The sequence below is a fragment of the uncultured Aquimarina sp. genome, from assembly GCF_947496855.1.
GTDB lineage: Bacteria > Bacteroidota > Bacteroidia > Flavobacteriales > Flavobacteriaceae > Aquimarina.
This window is the reverse complement of the sequence record NZ_CANMED010000009.1, coordinates 58,018-84,264: the sequence shown is the minus strand read 5'-3', so window position 1 is coordinate 84,264 and position 26,247 is coordinate 58,018. Positions and strand designations below refer to the sequence as shown.

The 26,247-nt window shown below is 31.6% G+C and carries 24 protein-coding genes and 1 tRNA gene; 19 read left to right on the top strand and 6 right to left on the bottom strand.

Annotation, left to right across the window (positions count from 1 at the left end; genetic code table 11):
• Positions 1-15: 15 nt before the first annotated feature.
• The 5 genes from Q0921_RS23940 (at position 16) to Q0921_RS23920 (ending at position 6,242) form a co-directional block, all read left to right on the top strand.
• Positions 16-1,041 (top strand): transporter, encoded by a 1,026-nt coding sequence (locus tag Q0921_RS23940; RefSeq protein WP_299261547.1) that lies wholly within the window; start codon positions 16-18, stop codon positions 1,039-1,041.
• Positions 1,042-1,112: 71 nt separating this feature from the next.
• The gene (locus Q0921_RS23935; RefSeq protein ID WP_299261545.1) at positions 1,113-3,443 is read left to right on the top strand and encodes a TonB-dependent receptor; all 2,331 of its coding nucleotides are present in this window, start codon (positions 1,113-1,115) and stop codon (positions 3,441-3,443) included.
• 164 nt (positions 3,444-3,607) lie between these two features.
• Positions 3,608-4,858 carry a PepSY domain-containing protein gene (locus tag Q0921_RS23930; protein WP_299261543.1) on the top strand — a complete coding sequence of 417 codons (1,251 nt, stop codon included), beginning with the start codon at positions 3,608-3,610 and terminating at the stop codon, positions 4,856-4,858.
• 65 nt (positions 4,859-4,923) lie between these two features.
• The gene (locus Q0921_RS23925) at positions 4,924-5,364 is read left to right on the top strand and encodes a hypothetical protein (RefSeq protein ID WP_299261541.1); all 441 of its coding nucleotides are present in this window, start codon (positions 4,924-4,926) and stop codon (positions 5,362-5,364) included.
• 68 nt (positions 5,365-5,432) lie between these two features.
• Positions 5,433-6,242 carry an OmpA family protein gene (locus tag Q0921_RS23920; RefSeq protein WP_299261539.1) on the top strand — a complete coding sequence of 270 codons (810 nt, stop codon included), beginning with the start codon at positions 5,433-5,435 and terminating at the stop codon, positions 6,240-6,242.
• A gap of 94 nt (positions 6,243-6,336) precedes the next feature.
• Here the strand turns inward: Q0921_RS23920 and Q0921_RS23915 are convergent, their stop codons facing one another.
• A complete protein-coding gene (locus Q0921_RS23915; protein ID WP_299261537.1) occupies positions 6,337-7,182 on the bottom strand; it encodes an AraC family transcriptional regulator in 846 nt (281 codons plus the stop codon).
• Between the two features lie 128 nt (positions 7,183-7,310).
• On the opposite strand from Q0921_RS23915, the gene Q0921_RS23910 reads away from it, so the two are divergent.
• On the top strand, positions 7,311-7,667 hold the full coding sequence (locus tag Q0921_RS23910; protein WP_299261535.1) for a hypothetical protein: 357 nt from the start codon (positions 7,311-7,313) through the stop codon (positions 7,665-7,667).
• An 80-nt stretch (positions 7,668-7,747) separates the two neighbouring features.
• Here Q0921_RS23910 and Q0921_RS23905 read toward each other — a convergent pair whose 3' ends face one another.
• The gene (locus Q0921_RS23905) at positions 7,748-8,626 is read right to left on the bottom strand and encodes an AraC family transcriptional regulator (RefSeq protein ID WP_299261533.1); all 879 of its coding nucleotides are present in this window, start codon (positions 8,624-8,626) and stop codon (positions 7,748-7,750) included.
• A gap of 173 nt (positions 8,627-8,799) precedes the next feature.
• Between Q0921_RS23905 and Q0921_RS23900 the strand changes: the two genes are divergently transcribed.
• Both Q0921_RS23900 and Q0921_RS23895 read left to right on the top strand, forming a co-directional pair.
• On the top strand, positions 8,800-9,168 hold the full coding sequence (locus tag Q0921_RS23900) for a DUF983 domain-containing protein (protein WP_299261531.1): 369 nt from the start codon (positions 8,800-8,802) through the stop codon (positions 9,166-9,168).
• A 633-nt stretch (positions 9,169-9,801) separates the two neighbouring features.
• The gene (locus tag Q0921_RS23895) at positions 9,802-10,101 is read left to right on the top strand and encodes a hypothetical protein (RefSeq protein WP_299261529.1); all 300 of its coding nucleotides are present in this window, start codon (positions 9,802-9,804) and stop codon (positions 10,099-10,101) included.
• A gap of 689 nt (positions 10,102-10,790) precedes the next feature.
• Here Q0921_RS23895 and Q0921_RS23890 read toward each other — a convergent pair.
• A complete protein-coding gene (locus Q0921_RS23890; RefSeq protein WP_299261527.1) occupies positions 10,791-10,949 on the bottom strand; it encodes a hypothetical protein in 159 nt (52 codons plus the stop codon).
• Positions 10,950-11,500: 551 nt separating this feature from the next.
• On the opposite strand from Q0921_RS23890, the gene Q0921_RS23885 reads away from it, so the two are divergent.
• The 11 genes from Q0921_RS23885 (at position 11,501) to Q0921_RS23835 (ending at position 24,891) form a co-directional block, all read left to right on the top strand.
• Positions 11,501-12,133 (top strand): hypothetical protein, encoded by a 633-nt coding sequence (locus Q0921_RS23885; protein WP_299261526.1) that lies wholly within the window; start codon positions 11,501-11,503, stop codon positions 12,131-12,133.
• 361 nt (positions 12,134-12,494) lie between these two features.
• Positions 12,495-12,740 carry a hypothetical protein gene (locus tag Q0921_RS23880; RefSeq protein ID WP_299261524.1) on the top strand — a complete coding sequence of 82 codons (246 nt, stop codon included), beginning with the start codon at positions 12,495-12,497 and terminating at the stop codon, positions 12,738-12,740.
• Positions 12,741-12,855: 115 nt separating this feature from the next.
• Entirely contained in the window at positions 12,856-13,140 is a 285-nt protein-coding gene (locus tag Q0921_RS23875) for a hypothetical protein (protein ID WP_299261522.1), read from the top strand.
• Between the two features lie 85 nt (positions 13,141-13,225).
• Positions 13,226-13,840, top strand: coding sequence for a hypothetical protein (locus Q0921_RS23870; protein ID WP_299261520.1), 615 nt, complete (start codon positions 13,226-13,228; stop codon positions 13,838-13,840).
• A gap of 293 nt (positions 13,841-14,133) precedes the next feature.
• A complete protein-coding gene (locus Q0921_RS23865) occupies positions 14,134-14,796 on the top strand; it encodes a hypothetical protein (protein ID WP_299261518.1) in 663 nt (220 codons plus the stop codon).
• Positions 14,797-15,239: 443 nt separating this feature from the next.
• Positions 15,240-18,122 carry a hypothetical protein gene (locus Q0921_RS23860; RefSeq protein WP_299261516.1) on the top strand — a complete coding sequence of 961 codons (2,883 nt, stop codon included), beginning with the start codon at positions 15,240-15,242 and terminating at the stop codon, positions 18,120-18,122.
• Positions 18,119-18,778: a phage tail protein gene (locus tag Q0921_RS23855; protein WP_299261514.1), complete on the top strand. Its 660-nt coding sequence runs from the start codon at positions 18,119-18,121 to the stop codon at positions 18,776-18,778. The genes Q0921_RS23860 and Q0921_RS23855 overlap by 4 nt, the downstream gene beginning before the upstream one ends.
• Positions 18,768-20,954, top strand: a complete 2,187-nt coding sequence (locus Q0921_RS23850) for a glycosyltransferase family 2 protein (RefSeq protein ID WP_299261512.1) — start codon at positions 18,768-18,770, stop codon at positions 20,952-20,954. Before Q0921_RS23855 ends, Q0921_RS23850 begins: the two co-directional genes overlap by 11 nt.
• Positions 20,955-20,984: 30 nt before the next feature.
• Entirely contained in the window at positions 20,985-22,307 is a 1,323-nt protein-coding gene (locus Q0921_RS23845; protein WP_299261510.1) for a beta-1,3-glucanase family protein, read from the top strand.
• 188 nt (positions 22,308-22,495) lie between these two features.
• Positions 22,496-23,356 carry a glycosyl hydrolase family 18 protein gene (locus Q0921_RS23840; protein WP_299261508.1) on the top strand — a complete coding sequence of 287 codons (861 nt, stop codon included), beginning with the start codon at positions 22,496-22,498 and terminating at the stop codon, positions 23,354-23,356.
• Between the two features lie 851 nt (positions 23,357-24,207).
• Entirely contained in the window at positions 24,208-24,891 is a 684-nt protein-coding gene (locus Q0921_RS23835) for an AraC family transcriptional regulator (RefSeq protein ID WP_299261506.1), read from the top strand.
• Between the two features lie 105 nt (positions 24,892-24,996).
• Here the strand turns inward: Q0921_RS23835 and Q0921_RS23830 are convergent, their stop codons facing one another.
• From Q0921_RS23830 to Q0921_RS23820, 3 genes are all read right to left on the bottom strand, one after another.
• The gene (locus Q0921_RS23830; protein WP_299261504.1) at positions 24,997-25,251 is read right to left on the bottom strand and encodes a hypothetical protein; all 255 of its coding nucleotides are present in this window, start codon (positions 25,249-25,251) and stop codon (positions 24,997-24,999) included.
• 177 nt (positions 25,252-25,428) lie between these two features.
• On the bottom strand, positions 25,429-26,004 hold the full coding sequence (locus tag Q0921_RS23825) for a hypothetical protein (protein ID WP_299261502.1): 576 nt from the start codon (positions 26,002-26,004) through the stop codon (positions 25,429-25,431).
• 141 nt (positions 26,005-26,145) lie between these two features.
• Positions 26,146-26,220 (bottom strand) — tRNA-Pro (locus Q0921_RS23820).
• Between the last annotated feature and the right edge of the window lie 27 nt (positions 26,221-26,247).

The window sequence follows — 26,247 nt, the reverse complement described above, 5'->3', positions numbered from 1 at the left end:
AAAATCATTTATAAAATGAAAACATATATCTATGCCATTATTTTAATGGTAACACAATTTATATCCGCACAAGAAGGAGATAAAGAAAATAAATGGTCAGGATCAAGACCAGATGGACACGCTCCAATATCAGTAATGGGAGATCATACACATGGAAAAGGTGAATTCATGTTTAGTTATAGTTACATGTATATGAACATGGAAGATCTTAATAGAGGTAGCGAAAACGTGGATTTTTCTAATGCCTTACCACCTAATGATATTTACATGGTTACTCCTACTAATATGCCAATGAATATGCACATGTTAGGAATAATGTATGCCCCAAATAATAAAATAACCTTAATGGCTATGGTTAACTATTCATCACAAGAAATGGATCATCTTACCGCTATGGGAGGGGCATTCAAAACAGAATCTTCTGGATTTGGTGATACTAAAATTGGAGCATTATATAAATTCTTTAATAAAAACAAACAACAATTACACGGTCAGATAGGCCTATCCATACCTACAGGTAGTATTGACAAAAAAGATGTTACTCCTGCTTCTACTCCAAATGAAACAATACTTCCCTACCCAATGCAAATCGGAAGTGGAACTTGGGATACTGAAATTGCTTTAACCTATTTAAAACAATGGAACATTCTTTCTTTTGGTACACAAGCAAGAACTACTCTTAGAATTGGTGAAAATGATAATGAATATCGTTTAGGAAATAAGTATAGTTTAAACAATTGGATAGCTGTAACGGCTGCGGATTGGCTAAGTTTTTCTGGACGATTAGAACTAGGAGCTACTGATAAAATAAGTGGAACTAATCCTGATCTAAACCCAATGATGGTAATCACTGCAGATACTGCAAATTCTGGAATGACCTATACAAATGCTGGTTTAGGATTTAATTTATATGCTTTTAAAGGAAGTATTAAAAACCTTCGTCTTGGTTTTGAAGCTTCCATTCCGTTATTCCAAAATATGAATGGCATACAATTAAGAAATAAAGAAACCATTACGCTAGGTCTTCAATACGCCTTATAAAATATTTACTTACTAATTAATAACTAGGTGTACATCTATTTAACAGTGACTATACCTACACATTATATATAATGAAAAACATACTAATGTTTGCTATATTCCTTGTTTTTGGAATTTATAGCTACGCACAATCTTTTCAAGGAAAAGTTGTAGACAACTCTAACAACCCATTACCCGGAGCATCAATAATAGCATCTAATACTACGATAAATGGAGTTATGAGTGATATTAATGGAAACTTTACAATAATACTTCAAAATTCAAATCAAGTTACCATTAGTTTTTTGGGATATACAACGAAACAAGTTCCTCTTACTGATGGCGTCAATATTATCCGTTTATCCCTAGATAATGTTGCGTTAGAAGAGGTTTTTGTAACTTCTGCTAGTAGAGAAATTCAAAAACGCTCTGACGTTCCTGGATCTATTACTACTATATCCGCCAAAACTATAGAAGAGACAAAAGCTTTCGGTATTGACCAACTGGTTAATCAAGTACCTGGAGTTTTTATGTCTACTTCTAGAGCTGCTAGTAATGAACAACATTTCATGGCAGTTCGATCCCCTATTTCTACAAAAGCATTGTTTTTATATCTTGAAGATGGATTACAAATACGACCGACTTCTGTATTTAATCATAACGCATTATTAGAAATGAATGATATTTCTTATGATCGCATAGAAGTACTTAAAGGACCAGCATCAAGCATTTACGGTAGTGAGTCTATTGGTGGTAGTTTTAATTTTATCACCAAAAAACCGACAGAAAACCTTAGTGGTAGCTTAGGATTTCAAACAAATGATATTGGATTAACTCGTTATGAATTAGAAGTTTCAGACAGAACCAATGATAAGTTTGGGTTTTATTTAGGAGGACATTATGTACAACGAAAAAATGGCCCTATAGAACATAGTGATTACACAAAACTCGCCTTTACGTTTAAGACAGTCTATGACTTTTCTGAAACTACAAAATGGACAACTGTTTTGGACATTGTAGATTACAGGTCAGATATGACTGGTTCTTTAAGTGAGTCTGATTATTTTGGAGGGAATTTTGAAAGTGATCAAACTTTTACTGAACGGGAAGCTCTGACTTTTAGACTAAGAACGACATTTGATAAATTCTGGAATGATCGTAACAAAACCTCTTTTAATTTTATTATTAGAGATAATACAATGGATCAAAATCCATCATACAGAGTACGTCAATTTAGAGACCAAGGTCAGTTAACTGGATTTGGTTCTGGAGAAATAAACTCTAATCAATTTAAGAGTTTTGTAGGTTTAATACAACATAAACTAAATTTTGATTTTGCAAACTCTTCTTTGATATTAGGTGCTACAGGTGATTTTTCTCCGCAAAAATACGTAGCAGAAACAACTAGTATTATTGTTGATCCAGAAACAGCAAGGAATACAGATTTTACAATCAACTCAGGAGATTTTATATTAAACTATGAAGCAAATATCTTTAACTATGCTGGATTTTTGCAATATGAGATATCTCCTATTGAGCAATTAAAAGTTACTGCTGCATTAAGATATGATGGATTCGAATATGATTATGACAATCAAACAGATGGCGTTGTAGGTGTAGAAGATGCCGTAGATAATTTTAATAATCTGACTCCTAAACTAGGAATCAATTATAACTTTTCTAACCAAACAGGCATCTATGCTAATTATTCCCAAGGGTTTACTCCCCCACAAGTTTCTACACTATACAGAAATCGTAATCAAGTACTAGGAATAAAACCTAGTAGATATAATAATTATGAAATTGGAGGGTATTATTCGATTCCATCGAAATTTACTTTAGACGCTGCAATATATGTTTTAGAAGGAAAAAATACATTGATCACATTGCGTGATGAAAATGATAATTTCTTTAATACTAATGCAGGTAAAACAAGATCTTATGGAGTAGAATACGGAATTACTTATAAAATCCTTAAAGAGTTATCCATTTCACACAATGGTAGCTATGCTAAACATGAATATATAGACTTTTTTGATTCTGGTGTAGATTATTCTGACACAGAAAGAGAAACTGCTCCTAATCTATTAGGGACTTCTGCTATTACTTATCGTAAGGATTTTGGAAACATTGGCTTTAGTATAACAGGAGAACACGAACTGGTAGGAAGCTACAATACTAGTTTCGAGAATCAAGCGCAAAATGATGATGGTTCTTTTAGTACTGCTACTTATGATGGTCATAGTATTTTTAATCTTAGAGCATCATTAAATTATAAAGGAATTGAAATATGGGGACATGCTTTAAATATTCTTGATGAATTATATGCTGCAAGAGCCTCATACAATGTATTTAGAAGCGAAAACAGCTTCACCATAGGAAACCCAAGAGCTTTTCATCTTGGAGTTCGATATAACTTTTAAAACTTGAAGTTTTTTAAATATAATTATGATCTACTTCCATATTAAATATGTGTTTAAAGAGTCGACTTCTCTACAATTGGTTTACACATATTGTTTTCTATTATGAGGTAATAGGAAATAATGGAGGTAGATCTTTTTATAAACCTCTGATAATTATTGAAATCATGAACAAAAAATCAAAACTTAATAAATGGCTTTGGAAATGGCATTTCATAGCAGGACTAATATCGCTTCCATTTATTCTTATACTTTCTATAACCGGAATTATTTATTTATTTAAATCTGATTATGAAACTCCGAGACAAAAATATATTAAAGAAGTAGTTGTTACAGACAATTCAATTTCTTTCCAAGAACAATTGGCGATAGCTAATGATAAGGCTATTAAAAAACCAAATTCCATTGTTATTCCAAGTTCACCTAAACATGCTACAGAGTTTGTCTCCGGAAGATTTGGCGGTAAGAGTAGTTTATTTATAAATCCATACTCTGGTACTGTTTCTGGGGAGATAGTTGCGAAACAAACGGATATGCATACGGTACGAAAATTACACGGAGAATTACTAATGGGTAAATTTGGCACTAAAATTATTGAATTGATTGCTAGTTGGATGATTGTTTTGATCCTTACTGGCTTATATATTTGGTGGCCAGAAAGAGGGTGGAAATTAAAAGGGTATTTTATTCCTCGGACTAATATCAATCGTAGAACCTTTTATCGAGATCTTCATGCTATTTCTGGTTTCTGGATATCTATCTTATTATTAATGATCTTAATGGGAGGTTTTCCTTGGACAGACGTTTTCGGAGAAAACTTCAAAACCGTACAAAAATTAACCAATACTGGGTACCCATCTACTTGGGGAGGTCATCAATTAAAGTCCAATATTGCTGGAACTCCATTAACATTAGATCAAATGGTTTTAAAAGCAAAAGCAATAGAACTTCCAGGTGAAGTAACAGTAAGTTTTCCCAAAGGACCTAAAGGAGTATTTAGTATATCTAATTTTAATCCTTCTGATTTAAGCACCCAACAAAAAATACATTTTGATCAATACTCAGGTGAACCTATTCTAAAACTCACTTGGACGGATGTAGGTATTTTAATGCGCGCCAGAATGTGGTTTATGGCGTTTCATCAGGGCCAGTTCGGTATCATTAATTGGTGGTTAATTCTTCTTACCGCTATTGCATTAACCGTAATGAGTGTATCTGCCATTCTATCTTATTTATTAAGAAAGCGAAAGAAAAGTTGGGGTGTTCCCAAAGTTCCAGCTTCATTTAAGGTTGGATATGGTATTATCGTAATTCTTGTATTACTTTCTTTAATATTCCCTTTATTTGGAATAAGTCTTTTATTAATTTTAGGAATAGAATATGGAAGAAAAAAGTACAAACTCACTAGAATTCATTAATCAACAATGGCTTACACCTGTATACTTAAAAAATTAATACATTTGAAACACAAAAAACAATACTCATGAAAACTAACAGATTATATTACTTATTATTCATTTTAGGACTCATTTTAAATGTTTCCTGTAATCAACTATCTAAAGAAGAACAAGAATTTGACGCATTAATGCAAAACGTAATTGATGTCCACGATGAAGTAATGCCTCAAATGGGAACGATGAGTTCTTTAATAAAAGATCTGGAACCGAAAATTGATACAACCGCTACAGGTAAGTCATATGCTAATGCCCAAAAAGATCTTAAGGACTCTTATGATTTTATGATGGATTGGATGAGTGATTTTAGTACTAAGTTTCCACATGGAGAAGAAAACACAACGAAGGACATAGAAAAATTTACTGCTAAAATGAAAATGCTTCAGGAAGAAGAAATTGAAGTGAATAAGTTGAAAGATCAAATTAATTCTAGTATTAATAATGCGAAGAAACTGTTAGAAAAGTCATAACCTCTGGTTTTTGGTTATAGTTTATAAAATTGTTTTATTTTTGCTGCTGCAACAAATCGCTTAAACCCATGAGAAAAATTATTTTATTTGCCTCTGTATTGTTATTGACCAATACATTTGTACACGCACAAAAAAAGAAAGACCTACTAGCAGAAATTGATAAGCTTAGACAAGAAATAAAGACTACAGAAGGAGAACTAACTGAAGCTCGTAAAAATGAAAGAGTAAGTCAGTCCAAAGTAAAAACAATGGAGACTCAGGTAGCCGACCTTAAAGAAACTAATGCTACGCTATTAACTAACATGAGTAGTTTCACAGAGCTTTCTAACAAAAAAGCCACTAATCTGCAGACCTCACAAGAAATCATTAAAGTAAAAGATCAACAACTAAATGCAATCAATGATGCAATTACGGCTAATGACTCTATCAATTTAGCTGTATTTAGTAAGTTTAAAAATGCTATCGGAGGTGACAATATAAAAATCAGTAATAGCACAATACATATAGTTTTACCTAATACTACACTTTTCGGAGAAGACGATAAAAATTATATTGTAGATGAAAAAGCAAAACCAACATTAGAAAAGATTGCTGCTACACTAAATGCCAATCCAAATCTTAATGTACTGGTAGAAGGAAATAGTAATGCCCTAAAACTTGATGGGAAAAAGCTTATAGACAATTGGGATTTAAGCTCCAGACAAGCTGCTTCTATTGTGAGAGTGCTACAATCAGATTATAAAGTGGACGCTAAACGCCTGGAAGCTATAGGAAAAAGCGAGTTTAGTACTGAAGGTATTGAAACTGTAACGAGAATCATAATTGATCCGAAATTTGATAAATTTTACAATTTGGTGAAAGACAATATGAAGAATTAATCTTTTAAAATTTCATGTAATATATCTTAAAAGACCAACTAGAAATAGTTGGTCTTTTTTAATTGTTCTAATTAAAATACTAGCATTCTGAATTTTAATAATTTGTGAGTTTTCTACTTTTAAACTCCGTGGGATTCATACCTGCGTGTTTCTTAAAAAATTTAGAAAAATGTCCCGCTTCTTTATACCCTAACTCATAGGCTATTTCCTCTGAAGTTTTGTCTGAGTATATCAATAATCTTTTTGCTTCAAGTACGATACGCTCGTTAATAGTCGCTAAAGGCGATTTATCGCTATATTTATGAAATAAATTAGATAAGGTTTTCGGAGATTTAAACAACAGTTCTGCATACTCAGCTACTTGATGTTTTTCCCTAAAATGTTGTTCAATCAAAATATTAAACTTCCTAATAATATCCAATTGATTATTTGGCAAATCCGGTTCTGGCAAGTCCTCCTTTATAAGTCTTCTAGATTTAATAAGAAATCTTTTTAGAAGTGTCTGAAGCATTTCACCTTGTATTTGGTCTTTGTTTTCAAATTCCTCTTTAAAAGAATCGAACATTATCGAGAAACTTATTTTATCCTTTTCATTGAGTGTTAATATCTGTGGAACAGAAGAACCAAAAAACAAAAACCCATTACAAGAGACTTCCTGGTCATGATCTCTAATACAATAAAATTCTCTATTAAAGACTAATGAAATGATACCGTCCGTATTTTTATCAATCTCTAATACATTCATCGGGGTACAAAAGACGATTTGATCTTTCTTTAACTCAATAAAAGAACCATCTATACGAAAACTTACCCCGTGATCCTTACTCCATATGATTTTATATAATCCTTTATCTCTTAGTAAACCTAATGCCGGAGAGCAATTAAAATCAGTAAGAATAAAGGAACTCTCATCTTTTATACTTGAATAATCTAATCTCATACTCAAATAAACAAATAAATTTTATCAAAAAAGAAAAATCTATCGCTCTTAAGGAATAATTTACATTTTGCAACCTTTACTTCTGTCCTAAATTTGCACATATAATTAATCCAAAAAATAAAACACATATGGAAACTATAATCGAAAACAACCTGAAGCACGTTCACCAATTATTATCAAAAGGAGCTTTCATTGAAGCTATGGACACTTATTTACATAATGATGTTGAACTAAGAGAAAGTAATGATGAACCCAAAAAAGGAAAAGAATTTAATCTAAAATTTGAACAAGATTTTATCGATAATCAACTTTCAGAATTCATTAGATATGATATAAAAAATTATGCTATTAATGGAAACCATTCTTTCTATGATGCAGTAATGGAATTAAAACTTAAAGGCGGAAGCACAATGCTCTCTGAACAAACAGTAGTAACAGAATGGAAAGACGGTAAAATTTATAGAGAACGCTATTATCACGCATAGTAAATACTAGTATTAATAAAAAATCCAATCAGAAATGATTGGATTTTTTATTACATCGCTAAGATCTAATTTAGCTTACTTTACAACCGATATTCTTTTCTAAACTCCAAGGGTGTTTTATGTGTCTTCAATTTAAAAACCTTAGAGAAATAGGCATAATCGTCATAACCTAAACTTTGTCCAATTAAGGACAAAGAATTATCAGAATGTACAATTAGTCGTTTTGCTTCCAATAGAATACGTTCCGTTATTAATCCTGTTGTAGTTTTATTCAATGTTGTTTTTGTAATCCGATTCAAGTGTTTAGCGGTAATATTAAGTTTTTTTGCATAGAATTTTGCGGATTTTTCTGTTTTATAAAATTCTTCTATTGTAGCTTCTAAAGCAGATAACGTTTGTAAGTAAATCGGAGTTGAAGATGTATATCTAGTTTTTTTATCTACGTATAAACGAGATAAATCAATATAAATAAGATCAACTAAACTGGCTATCTTTTGTTTGTTAAAAGGAAGATTTTGATGAAACTCTAAATTTACCTCATTGAAATAAGCCTTTAATCCATAAATCTTATCTACCGTCAAGTGTATATAAGGCGGGTTATTATATGAATAATAAAATGGAAATTGTTGGAGTTTTTTGTTTGAAAAATGAAATTCATAAAAATCTTGAGAATGAAAGAAGATATAACCTTCTGGCTGTTTGTCAAATTTCCAATAATGTGTCTGACCTGGCATCAAAAAAAAGACACTTCCTGGTGATACTGTGTAAGAATTAAAATCAACTTCATGTAAGCCACAACCTTTTAAAAAAAATACGCATAGGTAAAAGTCATGCTTATGGGGTCTATGAAAGATTTCCTTATTTTTTAGCAAATGATTCTTTAGATCATTACTGTAAAAATCAGACAAGGATTCTTCCTTTTCAAATTGAGCAATATTTAATATTGGTATCGTTTTCAAGAAAAAGTAAAATATGTCCTAAAAGTACAAAAAAATGTGATAAAACTCTGAATGTTTAAAACCTAAACATTATTAAATTTACATTTTAAATAAAGAAAATACAGGCTTACAGAATGAATTAAAATATTTATTGTAATAAAAATAAAGTCTTTTATTTACAAATACTATATCATATGAAATTTCTAAAAGGAACAAAAATCAACAGTATCTTAAAAGGTAGTTGTCCCGTTTGTCAAAATGAAAGTATGTATTCTGAGAAAAATCCATACAAATTAAGAGAAACATTAAAAATGAAAGAACGATGTAGTTCTTGCCAAACAAAATATAAAATAGAGCCTTCTTTTTTTTATGGTGCTATGTATGTAAGTTATCCTGTAGGTATTATGTTTGCAAGTGCGGCTTTTATTATATCGAACCTCTTATTTGGCATAGATTTGATTATTACATATTGTATCATTGTTTTAGTAATGATTTTTTCTCTTCCTATAATTCTTAGAATATCTAGAAATATCTGGATAAATTTTTTTATGACTTATAAATGAGATTAGAAAACATCTCATAGCACTATAGTTAACATAATTGAAAATAAAGCTCTTCGCACTTTACGCGATTTATAATACTTCTCGTACATAAAACATTGTATAGTTTCCTCTTATAGCTTTAAATTTAATTGATCGATTTTTTTAAGGTTATGCATATTTTCGTATGCACACTTTGGCACGAATCCCAATATACTAAAAGCTAACTACCTATAACATGAAGAAGAAACACTCCCTTGTTATCTACTGAAAACAAGGAGGTTTTCTTGGTTGGGATGACAGGATTTGAACCTGCGACCACACGGCCCCCAGACTAATATCTTTTAACTGAATATCAATTACTTAAATGAATAAAAAATAATTTTGTAAAACATTTGTGTAACAAAACAACGATCAGCTCCGTTTTTACATACATTTTTTGATAGTTCGATGCTAAATTTTTAATTATAAGATTTAGATCTTCAGGAAATTCAATTTTTCTGATCTTCTAGCTCCGTAATGAGCTTCTAACTTCTTTACTTTTCGATATTGCGACGCTTCGTAACACATACAGTTTTATATTATATCCCAAATATACAAACTCTTTATTGCTATTTATATGGAATTATTCCTGAATTTGTGGGAAATTTCCTATCAATGAACAGTTCCTTTTCAGCGCTTAATGTAAATGATGCTTTTATTAACTTAAAAATTGAAAGGGCATACAGTGGAATATCTTACATAAAGGTTAGTAATTCTGGGAGCTATTATGCGTTGCTAAAATACCACACCTATACTGTTTATAATATAGAAGGAAAACAAGAAAGCGAAAAAACTCTAAGAGCGGCTAAATCAATTTTCAAAAAGCTTATCAACACATATCAAAGCTTTGAATGTGACAAAATATACTACTATGTAAATAAGAATACTGGTGAATGGATGTGGACGGAAATATAGAATTCTAATACTATGAAAATTCTATATTTTAGAACCCTTTATATTTCTTTTTTCTAATATAATTAGTAAACCACATCCCTAAAAGCCAAACGGGTATAATAATTATTAAATGCCATAATTCGAATTGATATTGATCCATCGTTTTATTGGACTTTTATATCTTTTCTTTTTATTGGAGTATGAATCTAATTAAGGTCTTCAGTTTTTTAATAGAAATTACAAACATTATCCCAAAAATATGTTTGTTCATCTACAAACTTTAAACTAACGTCCTCATTATTCAATATTTTATTATGTTAGAAAAACTGTTAAATTTACAAAATGTTCAAGTTTTAAATAAACAAGAACTACTCTCCGTAAAAGCAGGTCCCAACGTTCCTTGTGTAAAATGGCCAGGTACTTTTCTATGCGTTACCGATGTGTAAAAGCTAGAACATAAAAGTTTGTGCTATAAGTATTTAAAACGATCCGTTTATTTAGACTTTGTTTTTTGCTTTTTTCACCTTCCTTCAATAGCTTGATTTACTTCACGAAAAACTCATTAAGGACTGATCGTCACTTATCTCCTTTCTTCGCTCTTAAATCCGTGCTAATTGCATTCTGGTGGTGATTGTTTATTTAGACTTTGGTTTTAAATATGATATTGAATTCGAATCCATAAATAAATTTGAACCCATCAGTTTTTGTTTTTATTCAATAGATAACTGAACAAAATTTTCTTTAGTTAAGGTAACTATATAAGAATTATCTTCTAATGAATTAGCTAGATGTTCTGCATCTTTTAAATATTTTTCTGAAGCTTCCATAGTATTTGTTTTGTTACGTCTCTTTACTTTATGAATTTTCATAAAATTACAGCCAAATAGATGAAAACACATTCATCTTATTTGAGTATTTTTAATTTTAACTAACAAAATCATAAAATGTCCAAATTAACCACAGAGATTTATTATTATTGAATTAACCTCTTTTGATAGTTAAGAAACTTTCCACACGACCTGATAGAATCAGCTTATAACAAAACTCTAATCATCAAGTGTAATATAATCCTTTCCAGTTATGAATAGTATTAGACTAAGAATAACAAAAACAAATTACTATAATCCAATAATGTAATTTTTATAATAGAATAAGTATATCGAGTTTTTTATTGGCAATAAAAATAGATTAATTCCCCATATTAGAACATGTGTTCAATTACTATGAACATAGCTTATATCCTGAAAAACAAAAAACACCGTGCTTTGTAAGTGTCAAATATGCTATACATATTTTCACAAGTTGTAATACTACATAAACAAAATTACACATAACAAAATATAGTATAAACCAAATCAAGAAACTTGAGAATCTATAATAGAATATTAGGTATTGTATATGAACCTAAAAAAACAAAAAAATGTTAGACTTTACAGGAAACCAAAATCAAATTAACCCAAATCCAAATAACTGTTGTGGTGGATTTGCGCTGGCGGCGATAATAAATGAGATTGAATTGGAAGGGAATTTGCCCGCATTACCACATTTGCCAAGTCATGGTATCATTGGGATTAATGTAGAAACCCCCGATAATGAATTAGGAGTTCAGGCATATATAGCTATTCAGGTTATACAAGATGGATTTATAGCTGGGTCAGTACAAGAACAATTCGTAAATAATCCTAATCTGATTGTCAATGATACAAGAATGTCATTGCCGTCTTCTGTTGTTAATACGGCGATTAACGTTGGAGTAGATCCCGATAATATAATTGTTAACTTTAATAATGATGCGCTTCTTGCATTAGGTTTTTTTCAGGAATTAATTAATGCAGAATTAGCAACGTTGGATAATTTAGGAGTCGCTACACAGGATCAGCCTGGATTAGTATATAATAGACCTCCTGTAAATGAATATGACATCATTCTTTGTGGTGATGGACAACATTGGATTGCAAGTGATGCAACAGATTATTATAATCCCGATGATGGAAATAATCAGACTCCGGATATCCCTGGAGGATTTTCTGGTTTGTTTATTAGGATGAGTTAATCAAAATCAATCTTGATGCTTTTTTAACAAAATAATGAGATTAATTCCCTCTTTTAGAACATAAGTTCAATTACTATGAACATAACTTCCATCTATAAAGTCATGAAAAAACGTGCTTTGTAAGAGTTAATTACTTTAATGAATATAAAAAGACATATTGATACGAAATTAACTACATATCAAATTATTAATACATCTAAAAATATGAAAGGAGGTGCCCAAAAACAGAAATCATTTGAACTAGCATATTAGTAAATACGTATCTACAAAAACTAATGATAATTTTTAAAGTGATTTTATACCCTAAAAATTATCATTGGTTGAGAAAATAAAGCTTTAACATTTTTTTAAAAAACATAACATGCCAAAATATTTAGTACAAAAATTCACCCACGAATCAGGAGGAGATGCAACAATGTATGGAGATCAAGGTGCTCATGATCATGATAAATACCAACAATTCACACCTGACTCTAAAGATTGGTTATTAACTAATTTTCATTGGGAAAAGAAAGCAACCATTCCAGGTCCATTTTTAAGTTCTCAAGCAAAACCAACATTCGGACACGAATTAAGATGGGACGGTAAGAAATGGGTAGGTGTTTAAATACCAATAGAAAAGAGATATATAAACCCTTAGAAGTTTTCTATACAAACAAAAATAGTCTGTATTTAGTTTTGAATATATACTATGAAAAATCATTAATAAAAATTTAATTGAAATGACAATAACAAAAATCAAAAAAGATAAAACCGCCGAAATTGATCTTGGAAATTCTCCTACAATGACTATTAGTTCTGATTTGGGTGTCGCAGAAGTTTATGTTGATTACGAAAAAAAACCTGGTGAATTTGTAAGTGCCATAAAAGGAAATGCAGGTTATAAAAGTCCATTTAGTCTCAGGAATGGCGAACCTAAGGTTGTTTTTAAAAAAGATCTTGAATCAGAACATCTTCGAGTCGGAGCACAAAATAATGACATTACTGTAAGCTATGAAACTATATAACCTATTGTTAATTAAAAAACAATAATAAAAGGGTAACGTCTGGCTCCTGTTTTAAAGATCAGACATCGTAAATACCAATACTACAATGGATATCGAAATCACATTTATCAACAACTCTGATGACATGAATAATTCTGAAATTGTCATCTTTCAAAAAAACGTGGCTACAAATTTTGAAGAAACAGCTATTGCTTGGAAAGTAATTCAGAATTGTGGTCGTAATTGGAGTCATAAATTTATATACCCAATGGAATTTGACGTAGCTGCAGCTGACTCTTATGGAAACGTATCGGATCAACAGTTGGCAGTAAACGGGCAGAAATGGGATGTTGTTCGTTCTACTTCTGGAGATGTGTTACAATTGGATTCTAATCCTGGATCAAGTAGCACAGAAGTCGAAGTGAAAAACTCACTTCCAACAAGCTCTATAGATGCTCAGATTTATAAAAACGGAAATTTATTAGCAACCAAAACAGGAGTGTCTCCAGGAGAAAAAGCTGTATTCGAATTCGAGCCTTATATCTATGTAGGTGTAAATGCTCAAGTAGTACAGAGTGAGATTATTAACTCTTCTATTCTTAGTGATATTAATCAGAAATTTTCTTTGCTTGGATTAACTAAAGCTAGTTTAATTATGACAGGTGGTGGAACTGGAGTGAATGCTACGCCTTTTCAATTTGACTTAATACCAACATCATAATAAACTATACAATATAGTATGCAACTGTAATTTTTTAATATTAATATCTAATAGATTTAATTACAGAAACTTAAACAGGGCTTATATCATTAGCATCAAAAAGGTCAAAGCTTGATTGAGCAACAAATCAATCACATTTTTCACACAAATGTTTTGATTTAACTATGGATCAGTATATGAATACTAATGGATAAGTCCGGTTTAATACCATTTGTACTTTGGATTTGCTACAATAAAATTGTCTTTTATAACAAGTTCAAAGTTTAAACAATATAATTAAAAAAAATAGGGCTATGTCTGACTCCTTTTCTAAAAGATCAGATATTATTATTCTTAAAACAATGAGCATCAATATAACCTTTATCAATAAATCATATGACAAGAATAACTCACAAGTAGTTATTTTTCTAAGAAATGTAGCCATAGACTATGAAGAAATTGCAGTGGCTTGGCATGTAATCAGAAATTGTGGAGTCAATTGGACTCATGATTTTATATATCCAACAGAATTCGATGTAGGAGTTATAGATTCTTATAGAAATGTATCAGATCGACTACCAGCATCTTATGGCCAGAAATGGGACGTCGAATATTCAGACTCTGGAGATATACTTCAATTAGATCCTATAAAAACATCAAACTATACAGATGTCCAGATTAAAAACGACTTAGCTGTTGGCTCAATAGATGCTGAGATCTATAGAGGAGGCAAATTAGCAGCAATAAAAAAAGGAGTATCTCCTGGAGAGAAAGCTGTATTCGAATTTGAACCCTATATATATGTTGGAGTCAATTCTCAAATTAAAGAAGGAGATGCAGTAAAATCTGCAATTATTAGTGATGAAAACACTAGGATTTCCTTACAAGGAATAACCAACGCAAATCTAATTATGACTGGTGGCGGTACAGGAATTAATGCAACCCCTTTTAGATTCGAGTTAGAGCCTATATTATAAATTACTAAAATAAAAATATTGGGGATACTTATCTCTAAAAAATAATTTTTAGTAATCAAAAGATAATGTGCATCACAACAAATGAGAATACTATACTATCTGTAGTAAATTATTAGTATCATCACATCAGATGATTATAATAACCTGCATTATATACTGAAGGAAAAAACAGCTCCAAGTAAAGTCTGATATTCTTTTGGATTAAAAATACCGTATATATACCTGTTCATTTTCCCATTCTTCTTCCCTACATTTTATTTCAATAGTTTATTGAATTAACATAGGATTTGAGAGGGTAAAAAACACAGTATCATTGATCAAGTTTTGATACATAAACTGGTATAAAATCAACGAATAAAAATCATTTTTTAAGTAACACTGTTTGTATATCGAATGAAATCATTTCAATTTTTTTTTAAAATATACCTAAAAAATAAAATACCATGTATACGTATCAATTAGAAACATGTAATAAAAAACAATTTCTTTTCGAATTTTCATTTGAAGGAAATGCACTTGAAATATCTGACTGTAATAGTTCTGGGTGTTGTTATGTCGAATATCGATTATTAAGAAAAGATAAGACTCAAAATAATGAAATCTTTTATTGGAAAGGATGTCTTTGCACTGATGAAACAGAACCATTTGAACTTATTTTTCCTGATAAGATTAATATAAAAGGAGAAATGATGCTCTATAAAAGTAATGATCAGAATTTTATCTGGATCAATACTTTTTATTGTCTAGATTTAGAAAATCATTTCGAAGGTAATATCATGCGTATTCCTAATGATATATCACCAACTCCTGTAGATCCTATTCCTGATCCAATAGAACCTGTTGACCCTATTGATCCTTTACCAGAACCTACTATCCCAGAAGAAGAAACAATTTTGCCAGCTGATTATAATGATTTATTTCCGTATGTCTATTTGAGAAAATGGCCAGATCTTACCTCAGCAGAAGAAATGTATTTTATGGAGTATCAAGAGATCATACTTAGTCCACATGTTCCTAATTTATATGCTAATTTCTTATCTTGTTTTAATAATAATGGAGTGCCAGAACCTGGAGCACGAGAGAAAATAACAGCAGAAGCCTTTGAATTTGTCAATGGAGCAGCACCCTATACTGGTCAATATATCATAGATACTAATTCGCTCCCATTTCCTTACAACAAGTTTCCTGCTATTTATGATCGTACTCATCGATTCGAATATACAACTAGCAATGAACTAGAAGCACTAATTTTAAAAGAATTAGATATTGTATCTGATACTTTAGGAGAAGCTCTAACAGATACTTCATATAGTCAATTAAAAGATCAAGTTTGGCAAAATGTTTTTGCATTAACAGTGCTCAATTTTTTTAATATCAAAGGATTACAAGACGACATCAAAGTTTTATTAGTTTGTAATATTCTTGACCATCTTATGCTCAACCCAAACGAAGAAGAATTAATTCACATCCTAAATGCTTCTATCGTATTACCTGCTCCCGTATTTCCTCTTCCTGCCAATACTGGTAGTTTACAAAACATAGCTCAGATCGAAGGAACAGTAGTCCCTTATGCCATTGGCGATTTACATATGATTCAGCATAAATTAATAGGATATCGATCGGGAGAAATTGCTCATATAGAAAATGTCCTTTCTGGCGAAATAAAGGAACGAAGTAACGCTTCCTCGCAGGAAATGAATGAAACTACTGTAAACACGAATGAAACTATTCTAGAGAATGATACTACATGGGAAACAAGTCTTAGAGGATTGAACACAGAAATTAGTAATACGCTAACAGGTACAGATACCAATACTGATAATTACAACAAGTTAGAGGCCTCATACGGTCCTCCCACTACAGGAACTTATAATGGTGAGGTGACATTAACAAGAACACCTGATCTACATGATAAAACAAATGATACTCATTTTGCAAAAAAAGTGCTAGATCAAACTATAGCACGTATGAGCCACAATATAAAACAGGTATTTACAAGAAATCAAGTGAGTAAAACCGAAGAAGCCGTAGTACATACGTTAGACAATCGTACGAATGAACTCAATGTACGAGGTATCTATAATTGGGTTAATAAAATATATAATGCTCGCGTGATTAATTATGGAAATCGGTTTCTACTAGAATTTCTCATCGACAAACCTTTTCCTAACATAGAAGGTGATATCAATCTAATAGAAAATGGATTGATCCCTCCCGCTAATAGAACAGAACCTATCATTTCTTTTGAATCTATCTCTCGTAAAAATTATGCAACATTAGCAGCTGATTATGGAGTACAGGGAGTACCACTTCCTCCTGAAGAATTAAAAACATTTTATGTTTTTTTTAATGATGATAAAATGACTGCTCAAATGTTGCCTATAGAAGAAGGGTACATTCCATATCAGACAGAAGTAAATTACACCATAAATTCGGATATGAAATTATTAGTAGGTACTGCTATGATTGACCTTACCACATCAGAAAATGAAATCACTACTTCTAAGCGTACTATTACACTTCAGGATTCTATTCATCCCGAAAATGCAGCTAATGTCATTCCTATTGTAGTAAACGAAACTTCTTCTTATACCTCTCCTCCAACATCACCAGGGTTTTATATAGCAGTAGGCATACAAACGACACCTTCTAATACATTAATGAATACTTGGAGAATTGCCGTATATGATGCGATCATAAAAGCATATACGAATAATATAGCAATGGCAAAAAGTACTATAGATGAGATTAAAGATACAAACAAAGCAAAAACAAAAAATTGGATCAACCGATCTGTGATTAATTCCTGTAAAGCTTTGCTATATACTATCAATCTAGAAAAAAATACTGCCATACAATCTCCTATTGATTCTCTCATGACAGATATCAATCAACCTACTTACTACCAGTTCTTTGAATCTGCAATGGAGTGGAAAGAAAGTGTATATGAATTTTATCAAGAAAATAACGCTCCACAAAAAGAAAACATTCATAAATCCATACAAAATTTTCATATAGATCAAGCATTTAGTGAATATTCTGACAATAAACACGTTCGAGTAATGGTCCCGGTAACACCTGATTTTAATTATCAAATGCTTTATTATCTGAGTACAGGTTTAGTCCCATATACTGCTAATCCAATAACACCAATTATAGAATCCGATAAACCCATTGCCGTAGCTCTTAAAAAGACAACAGATACTGATATCGTACCCCATATGACCGATGAATCATGGGAAATAGTAGTTCCTACAAATATGCAATGGTTACAGGATGGAGACGAATTACCTTTTAATAATATCGAAATAATTTCAATCTCATGATACAATCATTTATAAATCAAGGAGGTGACGCTCCAATAGGTTCTGTCATTGCTTATGCTGGGATAGTAAGCACACCTGTTTCATCACCTCCAGATAATCAGCAACCATATACAAGTATCCAACAAACAACAGGAATCACTAATAATATAGAAGCTAGTGGTTGGATAGTTTGTGATGGACGACTATTGTATTGTAGAGCATATCCAGAACTTTTTCAGGCAATTGGTTTTCTGTACAGCCTTTCTGGAGAGCCCACAGAAGTAACCAATGATTTACCTGCAGATCAAACATTTCGCATTCCCGATTATAGAGGATATTTTCTTAGAGGAGCAGCAGGTAATTCAGGAAATGATCCTGATCAAGACCAAAGGCTTTTGGCTAACGAAGAAAATGCTTCTTCTGATAATATAAATAAAATAGGAACTTTCCAAGAAGATGCTTTCCAGACACATGAACATCAATATTCCGAAACCTCTGAAACTTCAGAAATAGGAGGGACAACTGGGGGTCCCGTTTCATTAGCAACTGAGACTCCAGCTTTTACGAGTCCTCCTGCAGATACGCCTGATGCTGATTCTCCAGTACGAGTAAGTACAGAAACAAGGTCTAAAAATGCATATGTTCATCACCTTATAAAATATGCATATGTTAGATAAGGTCATTAGAAAGATAAACATAGGTATTTATGCAGCTCCACAGGCTACAAAAGCTATGATTGATAAATCGCTAGCAAGTCTTAATTATGGGCAGTTCTATGCGATCCATAAGCTTTATTTGCTTACGAATACCAAAACACCTGCTATTACATCACATATGCCTTTTGTACAAGTGCTATCTGAAAAACAAATTGCTACAAAAGCAAGTTTCTTTAATCAACTCATTAGTACAACAGGAGTCGAAGCTTTTTTATGGATCGAAGCAGGTGTGGAGATTACCATCTCGCAGTTATTACAAATGATCGTACACTTTAATCATTCGCCTGAACAAGCAATTCTTATACCGTCATTGACGCCTCGTTTACAACAAAAAAAATTAATCGACACACCATTAGATGCTTTAGTCACAAAATCTGACATCAAATATCGTTTCATTTCATTAACCGATGAAAATCCAACATACTGTTATTTCGTTAGAAAAGAACTAGTGGATGAAATCGGAGATGCGGATATCTCTTATGAAACAGAAGACTACTGGGTATTAGATTATAACATAAGAGCGCATCTCAAAAATAAACAGGCAGTTGTTTTAACCAATATTTGTGTCACAAGAATCATAAAAGATAGCTATTGCAATCAGCTAAACGACAAATATTCTTTAAAGAAAAAAATCCAAAAGTTACATTCTAAAAACTTATCTGGTATCAAAACGCTTAAAGCAAATTGTTCCTGGGAAAAAGAATACAGGAAAAAGAATACCTCAACCATTATACATCCAGATATGGTTGTACTTGATGAAAGCCCATTAGTAAGTTGTATCATGCCTACAGCTAATCGTGCAGGATATCTTGAACAATCTATTCGATATTTTCTAGAACAAGAATACCAGAACAAAGAATTGATAATAGTATATAACGATCTAACTGACCTTCCTGCAAAGTTTCCTGAAGCAAAAAATATTCATTTCATAAAGACAACAGAACAAAGTATTGGAGGCAAACGGAATATAGCTTGTTTACATGCAGGTGGGAAAATCATTGCACAATGGGATGATGATGATCTATATGGCCCCAAGAGATTAAGGGTTCAAATAACACCTATAATAACTGGCGAGTGTGAAATTACAGCATTAAGCAACATTCCGTTTTTTGGACTAGACGATTGGAGTTTTTGGAGGTGTAAGGATGAATTACATCGCCAACTTTTTGTTGAGAATGTTGCTGGAGGAACACTAGTTTTTCTAAAAAAAGTATGGGAGATAGCAGGTCCTTATCCTAATACTTCACTAAGAGAAGATGCTGATTTTTTAATGCAGGGGATAGAGAAAAATGCTAGGCTTAAGAAAATAGAGGCCGATAATCAGTATGTATATCTTAGGCATTCTTCTAATAGTTGGCAATTTACTTTAGGAAATAAACCCTCTCCAGAAGGATGGATTCCCTGTAATGAATTTGAGCTAGTGATCAGAAATAAAGCTTTTTACAACCAAAAGAGAAAGTTATCAGAGACGGTAAGCTGTATTATGCCCACGTATAATCGTTCTCAATTTGTTGGAGAAGCAATTCAACGATTTTTAAGCCAAAATTACCCCTTTAAAGAACTGATCATAGCAGACGATGGAAATGAATCTATCGAACATTCAATTCCAGACCATCCAGAAATAAAATATTTTCGGCTTACGGAACGGATGACCATCGGTGCCAAACGGAATTTTTGCTGTAAAAAAGCATCCGGCGAAATCATTGTGCATTGGGATGATGATGATTGGTATGCTTCTGATTGGTTACAACATCAGGTATCAGCACTACACTCTAGTGGTGCAGATATCTGTGGCTTATCTCAGTTATATTTCTATAATCCTGAGACACAAAAAGCTTGGAAATATCAGTATCCAAAAGAGCAAAAAGCATGGGTTGCAGGTGCTACTATGTCGTACAAAAAAAAGGTGTGGCAACACCATCAATTTCAGGATATCAATATTGGAGAAGATGCTGTTTTTGCCTGGCAATGGGGAGTGAATGTAAAAAGTCATACCTACGAAAAAGGTTTCGTAGCCACAGTACACAGTGCCAACACCAGTATTAAAAACACACAAGACAAACGATGGTATCCAGTAGATAATGAAGTCATTAATTCTATAATGGCATCCAATTATACTGAAATGGAAAAAATATAATTATTCAAACCTTAAAAAAAAACAGATATAATGAATACTAATTTTCGACTAAACACAACAGAAACAGAGTACGGAGATAAAGAAATCTTTGTTCTTGTGCTTGGCACTGCTGTAAATATTGATGTTAACCGACAACCAGTTGCGAACGGAGACTTTAGTTATCTCGATTTCTCAACAGGTGCATTAATGGCAGCAAATTTTTCCTCTAATAAAGTAACAGATACAATGGTGACCTCATTAGATCTACTTACGAAAGATTCAAATGGTAATTATGTAATAACAGTACCTTATATTGGTAGCGCACGTCTCTATATTAGTTTTGGTCAAAGTCTGACAGAGATCCCTGTATTCGCAGTATCAGGACCCGTAAATGACAAAAATAATACTGTTATTTATGACAAAATAGAATTTGATAATGCTGCTCACAAATCTAATGGAGTCGTTACAGCTCCAAATCCGAATGTAAACCTTACCAATGTTGACTTTTTTGGGCTTTCATTTACAATAACCGCTTACGATGTAAATATCTCAAAAGATAGAATCATAGGTTATAAAACCTCAAGAGCGGATATAATTACTGCTTTTAATGCCATTCCAGATATTTCTGGAACCAATGGGAATACTTCTTTTATGAAAACCTTGGTATTAAAAGACACGAATAATAACTTGATACGTATATTATCTCCTAAATCAGCTAGCCCAATAGATTTAGGTAGTAACGATAGTGAAATGGCTACTGGAGCCACACATCGAACTCATTTTTGGAGAGAATATGTCAATAATGAATGTTATGCAAGTAACAGAAAATTTACTTGCTATAGTAAATTGTATACGAGTACTAATCCAGGACCTATTTATTATGGAGAAATTGATAATACAGGCTTAAATTTAAATATCTATACCGATGCAGCTAGAACACAACCGTATGCATCTTGCCCTACACTGCCAAGACCTAGTAATATCGGGAATCTTCCTGATTTTTCTAATGGTTTTTCTGGTTATAATATGTTAGACGATACACCGGTTGATTGGGGATTTCTTTTGTCAGCTAATACAGAAGGAAGTGCTGCTCCTAACTGGGCCACTGATCCTGTGGCAATGGCAATCTTAATTTCCATTTGTCGAGGGTGTATGCATATGAATAATGCAGATGATTGGGTGAATAATGCCAATTGGTATACTGCAAATGCTCCTATTTTTTACTATTCAAGTATTCTACATGAAAAAGCACTTAATAATCTAGCATATGCATTTTCTTATGATGACATATTTGGAACAGATCCGTCTATTTATTTTAAAGGAAACCCCAATATCATCTTAAAATTCGGAAAAATAAATACCACAAAAAAATAGTAATACCCTTTATGATTTTGAAGTTGCTCGAAAACAGAAAAAGATGGGAGACTACGGTAGTTTCAATTCATAAAATAATATAAAATTGCGAAGAACAAAGCCCTAAGTTATCCAGAATTATTAAAAATATGCTTGCTATTATACTCTAGAATACTAAATAAATTTTAAACTTAAATAAAAACACAATTATGTCAAAATTAGTCACTTATTACAACGATGGAACTATCGCTTTAGATACCGCTACAAGTCTTCCGTATACGGATATCATTTTAGCTTTTCTCTATACCACAGAACAAGAGCCATTATCATTACAACTTGGGGGAGGTATCGCTGCATCACAAAGCCCTCCTGAATTAACACAAACTACAATAGAAGCGATTGCAGCACTCCAAGCCAATGGACAAAAAGTCCTTATCTCTTTTGGAGGAGGAGATATGTCTTCTGAAGCGTATAGTAAAATTGTTGGGAATGAAACAGAATTAGCACAATCCATTGCTACATTTATTACCCAATACAGCCTTGATGGAATAGATATCGATTTTGAAGATACATCTTCTTTTACGGGTACTGCAGCATATAATGGCGTTGATTTTCTCGTCAATTTGACGAATGCTTTACGAACAGAGTTACCAAGTCCACAATATTTAATTACGCATGCCCCTCAACCTCCATACTTAGAAGTAGATAGTGGTATGGATGGCTATGTAGAAGTAATGCAACAAGTTGGAGATAGTATTGATTGGTTAAATGTGCAGTTTTATAACAATCCTCCTTGGAGTGGTGATCCCAGTGAAATTATATCTTCTTATCAGCTATTCTCTGAACTTTCTGGTTTAAGTTCTGAAAAACTTTTGATTGGATTACCTGTAACAGTTAATGATGCCGGTTCTGGATATATCTCTATAGATGATATTGTTTCAGAAATCATAGATCCTATTCAAAAAGATGGAGTTCTTGGAGGTATGATGAATTGGCAATTTTCTAGTGATAATGGTGGTAATTGGGCAACTACTATAGGAACATCTATAGGATTAGAAGCACCTAATTAATAATATCGGTATTCTTCAAATGATACCCCTCTATCATCTAAGCAAGGAGGAGTAAAAAAATTAAATTAATTAGTATCTCGATAAAATAAAGTTATTGTATCATAAAAAGCTTGTTACAGATTAAAGAAATTTTAATTTTTTTAAGTCTCGACAGGCTTATACTGGCAATGATTTGCCTTAATATCTCCTTTATAAAAGGGCAAATAGATATTATGAAAACACGTTGATACTAGTTTTTCCAAAGAACTAGGATGAACACAAGGAATCTTAACAGATAGTACTGTGTTAAATTCATTGAACCCAGATTATATCTTGGAACTTCATAATGAAGATTTCAAATTATAATAGATTTTTCAATCCATAATCTGGGTTCAATTGTATTTTTCGATTGACTATCCATGCTATCCAATAGCTAAATAATAAACTCAAAGAACTCTTCGGGCTACAGTTACAGAAGACAATTCATTGATAAATTTTGATGGGTAGAAAAAGAGATTGTAGAAATCAAATATTTTCATTGATTTCGAGACTAGTTGATGAATAATTAACTTCTAATATAAGCTTAAAAAAAAGGTCTTTTTTATAAAATCATAATACGAATAAGAAAAACTTATTTCTTACTAAAAGTTAGTAATGAGTTAGTATCTGGATCGAAAATTATTTAAGGGAAATTTATTCTTTTTTAATTATGATATCACATAGTATACAAAGATCTTTTTTATAGGTTAGTTATATAATATAGTAGTAAGAAGTGTACTATCAAATTAGTAAAAAAACATACTCTATTTTTTATCACCAGTACATATAGTGATAACTCCGTATATACTGTTTTAAACACTTTATATACTGTAATGCTCTTATATAATATATCAAAATTATCATCTCTTATACGACAAAAAGATCCAGATCTTATCGTTCTTCATCTACCTGAATTTGATCAAGTTCGTAAAATTCTCTACATCTTACAAGAGGACGATATGACTCATATAACAATCTTATGGTATCCCGAAAAAGACAACATATCAGAAACAGAACTTGTCAGTTGTTATGATAAAGGCATCGATTTTATATTAGATACTTCTAAAACGTTATTTCTACTACAAGCAAAAATAAATGGTCACCTAGGGAGAATTTTCTTATTAGAAAATCATTTAAAAGGGAAACTCTTTTTTGACGGTACCAATAGTCCTATAAAAGATAAAAATATCATGTTTATGGATAGGGTTTATAATTATTTATCTAAAAATTATTCAAATACTGATTTTTGTATTTCAAAAATGGGATATGATTTAGGAATGAGTAGAACTAATTTTTATAGTCATGTAAAGTCTATTACCAAAATGTCTCCCAGCCGAATGGTTATGACGTATCGATTAAAGATAGCAGCAACGCTCTTAAAAGAAGAATATAAGAATATATCAGAGATCGCATTTGATGTAGGATTCGCTAGTACTTCCTACTTTATCAAATGTTTTAAGGAGGTTTATGAACAAAAACCTTCTGATTATCGGAGAAAAAAAACAAAAAATCATTAAAATTATAACTCCCTCCAAGTTAGATTTTTAAAATATACGACCTCATCCCTTACAGTTAAGTTGTTCATTTATCGGTTTATTGAACTTTTTATATTGATTTTTGACTTAACTTTTTTCAAAATGATTATATCTACTTATTGTTTCTTTTATAGTTGCACCTAAATGTCCTGCGAAATCTTTGGATTGCTGTCTATAGAAATTAATGTTTTCTGCCAATTCATTTTCAGAATTATTGTCTTCTCCTCTCCTGAGTTCAAATATTAAATTCCAGATTCTATGAGCCAGTTCATTTGACCATTTTAGGCATTCTATTTTAATTTTGTCAGAATATCCAGAGTCACTCCAAATGGCTCTATTCATAATTGTCATTTGGGACAGCAAAATCTCGTTGAATTGTATTTTCTCTTCGATTGATTTTGAAGATAACCACAGAATAGTATCACTTAATTTCATCGTTTTATTGAACTTTATTTTTCTAATTTCTTTACAAGATATGACTCAATATATTTAGAAAGTTATTGATTACCCGCAGTATTCTTAATTCAGTTGTGTAAATATTAAATCCAAGAATAACTTCCGATACATTATTAATTGAAATTTATCTTCTGGAATTTTATTCAGTACGTCAATTAAATATTCACTTTCTTTTTCTAAATTCCCATAAGCTTCAAATTTGTTATAAGCTAATCCAAATTCATATTGCCAACTTGATTTGTTTAAAACATTTAATTGTTCAAATAAGTAGCCATAGCAGGATAAATGAGAGTTAATCGGAAATAATAAATAAGGATCAAACCCTATATCCGTTTTAAGTTTCTCAAAAAAATCAGGTTTGATTTCTCCCCGATTTACTTTTTTTAATAATTCAGAGTATCCACTTTTACTTATTTCGGTCAGATATTTTTCTTGGATCAAAGAGTTTTCTAGTAAACTATGAATATTCTGTTTGTAAATCAGTTTTCCATCAATCGGTCCAACTTCGGTCATGAGCTGATTATATCTGATTTTAGAGCATAACTCAAATTTTTCGTCTGCAATTAAGTCAGTCGTAGTTTTTGTTGAACCACAAGCTGTGATTAAAGTAAGAATTATTATTTGAAGCAGTTTTTTCATATTGTAGGCAATTGAAATAAAGGATATATATGCCCTTTATATTCTATGCTTTCTTTGGGTTTCTTTTGATACCCACAAAAACATAAAACGTTGAAAATCATTCGATTTACAACGTTCTGTAACTAAAAGAAAATAGTCAAGTCGGGATGACAGGATTTGAACCTGCGACCACACGGCCCCCAGCCGTGTACGCTAACCGGACTGCGCCACATCCCGTACTTATAAAACAAATATAAAAATACT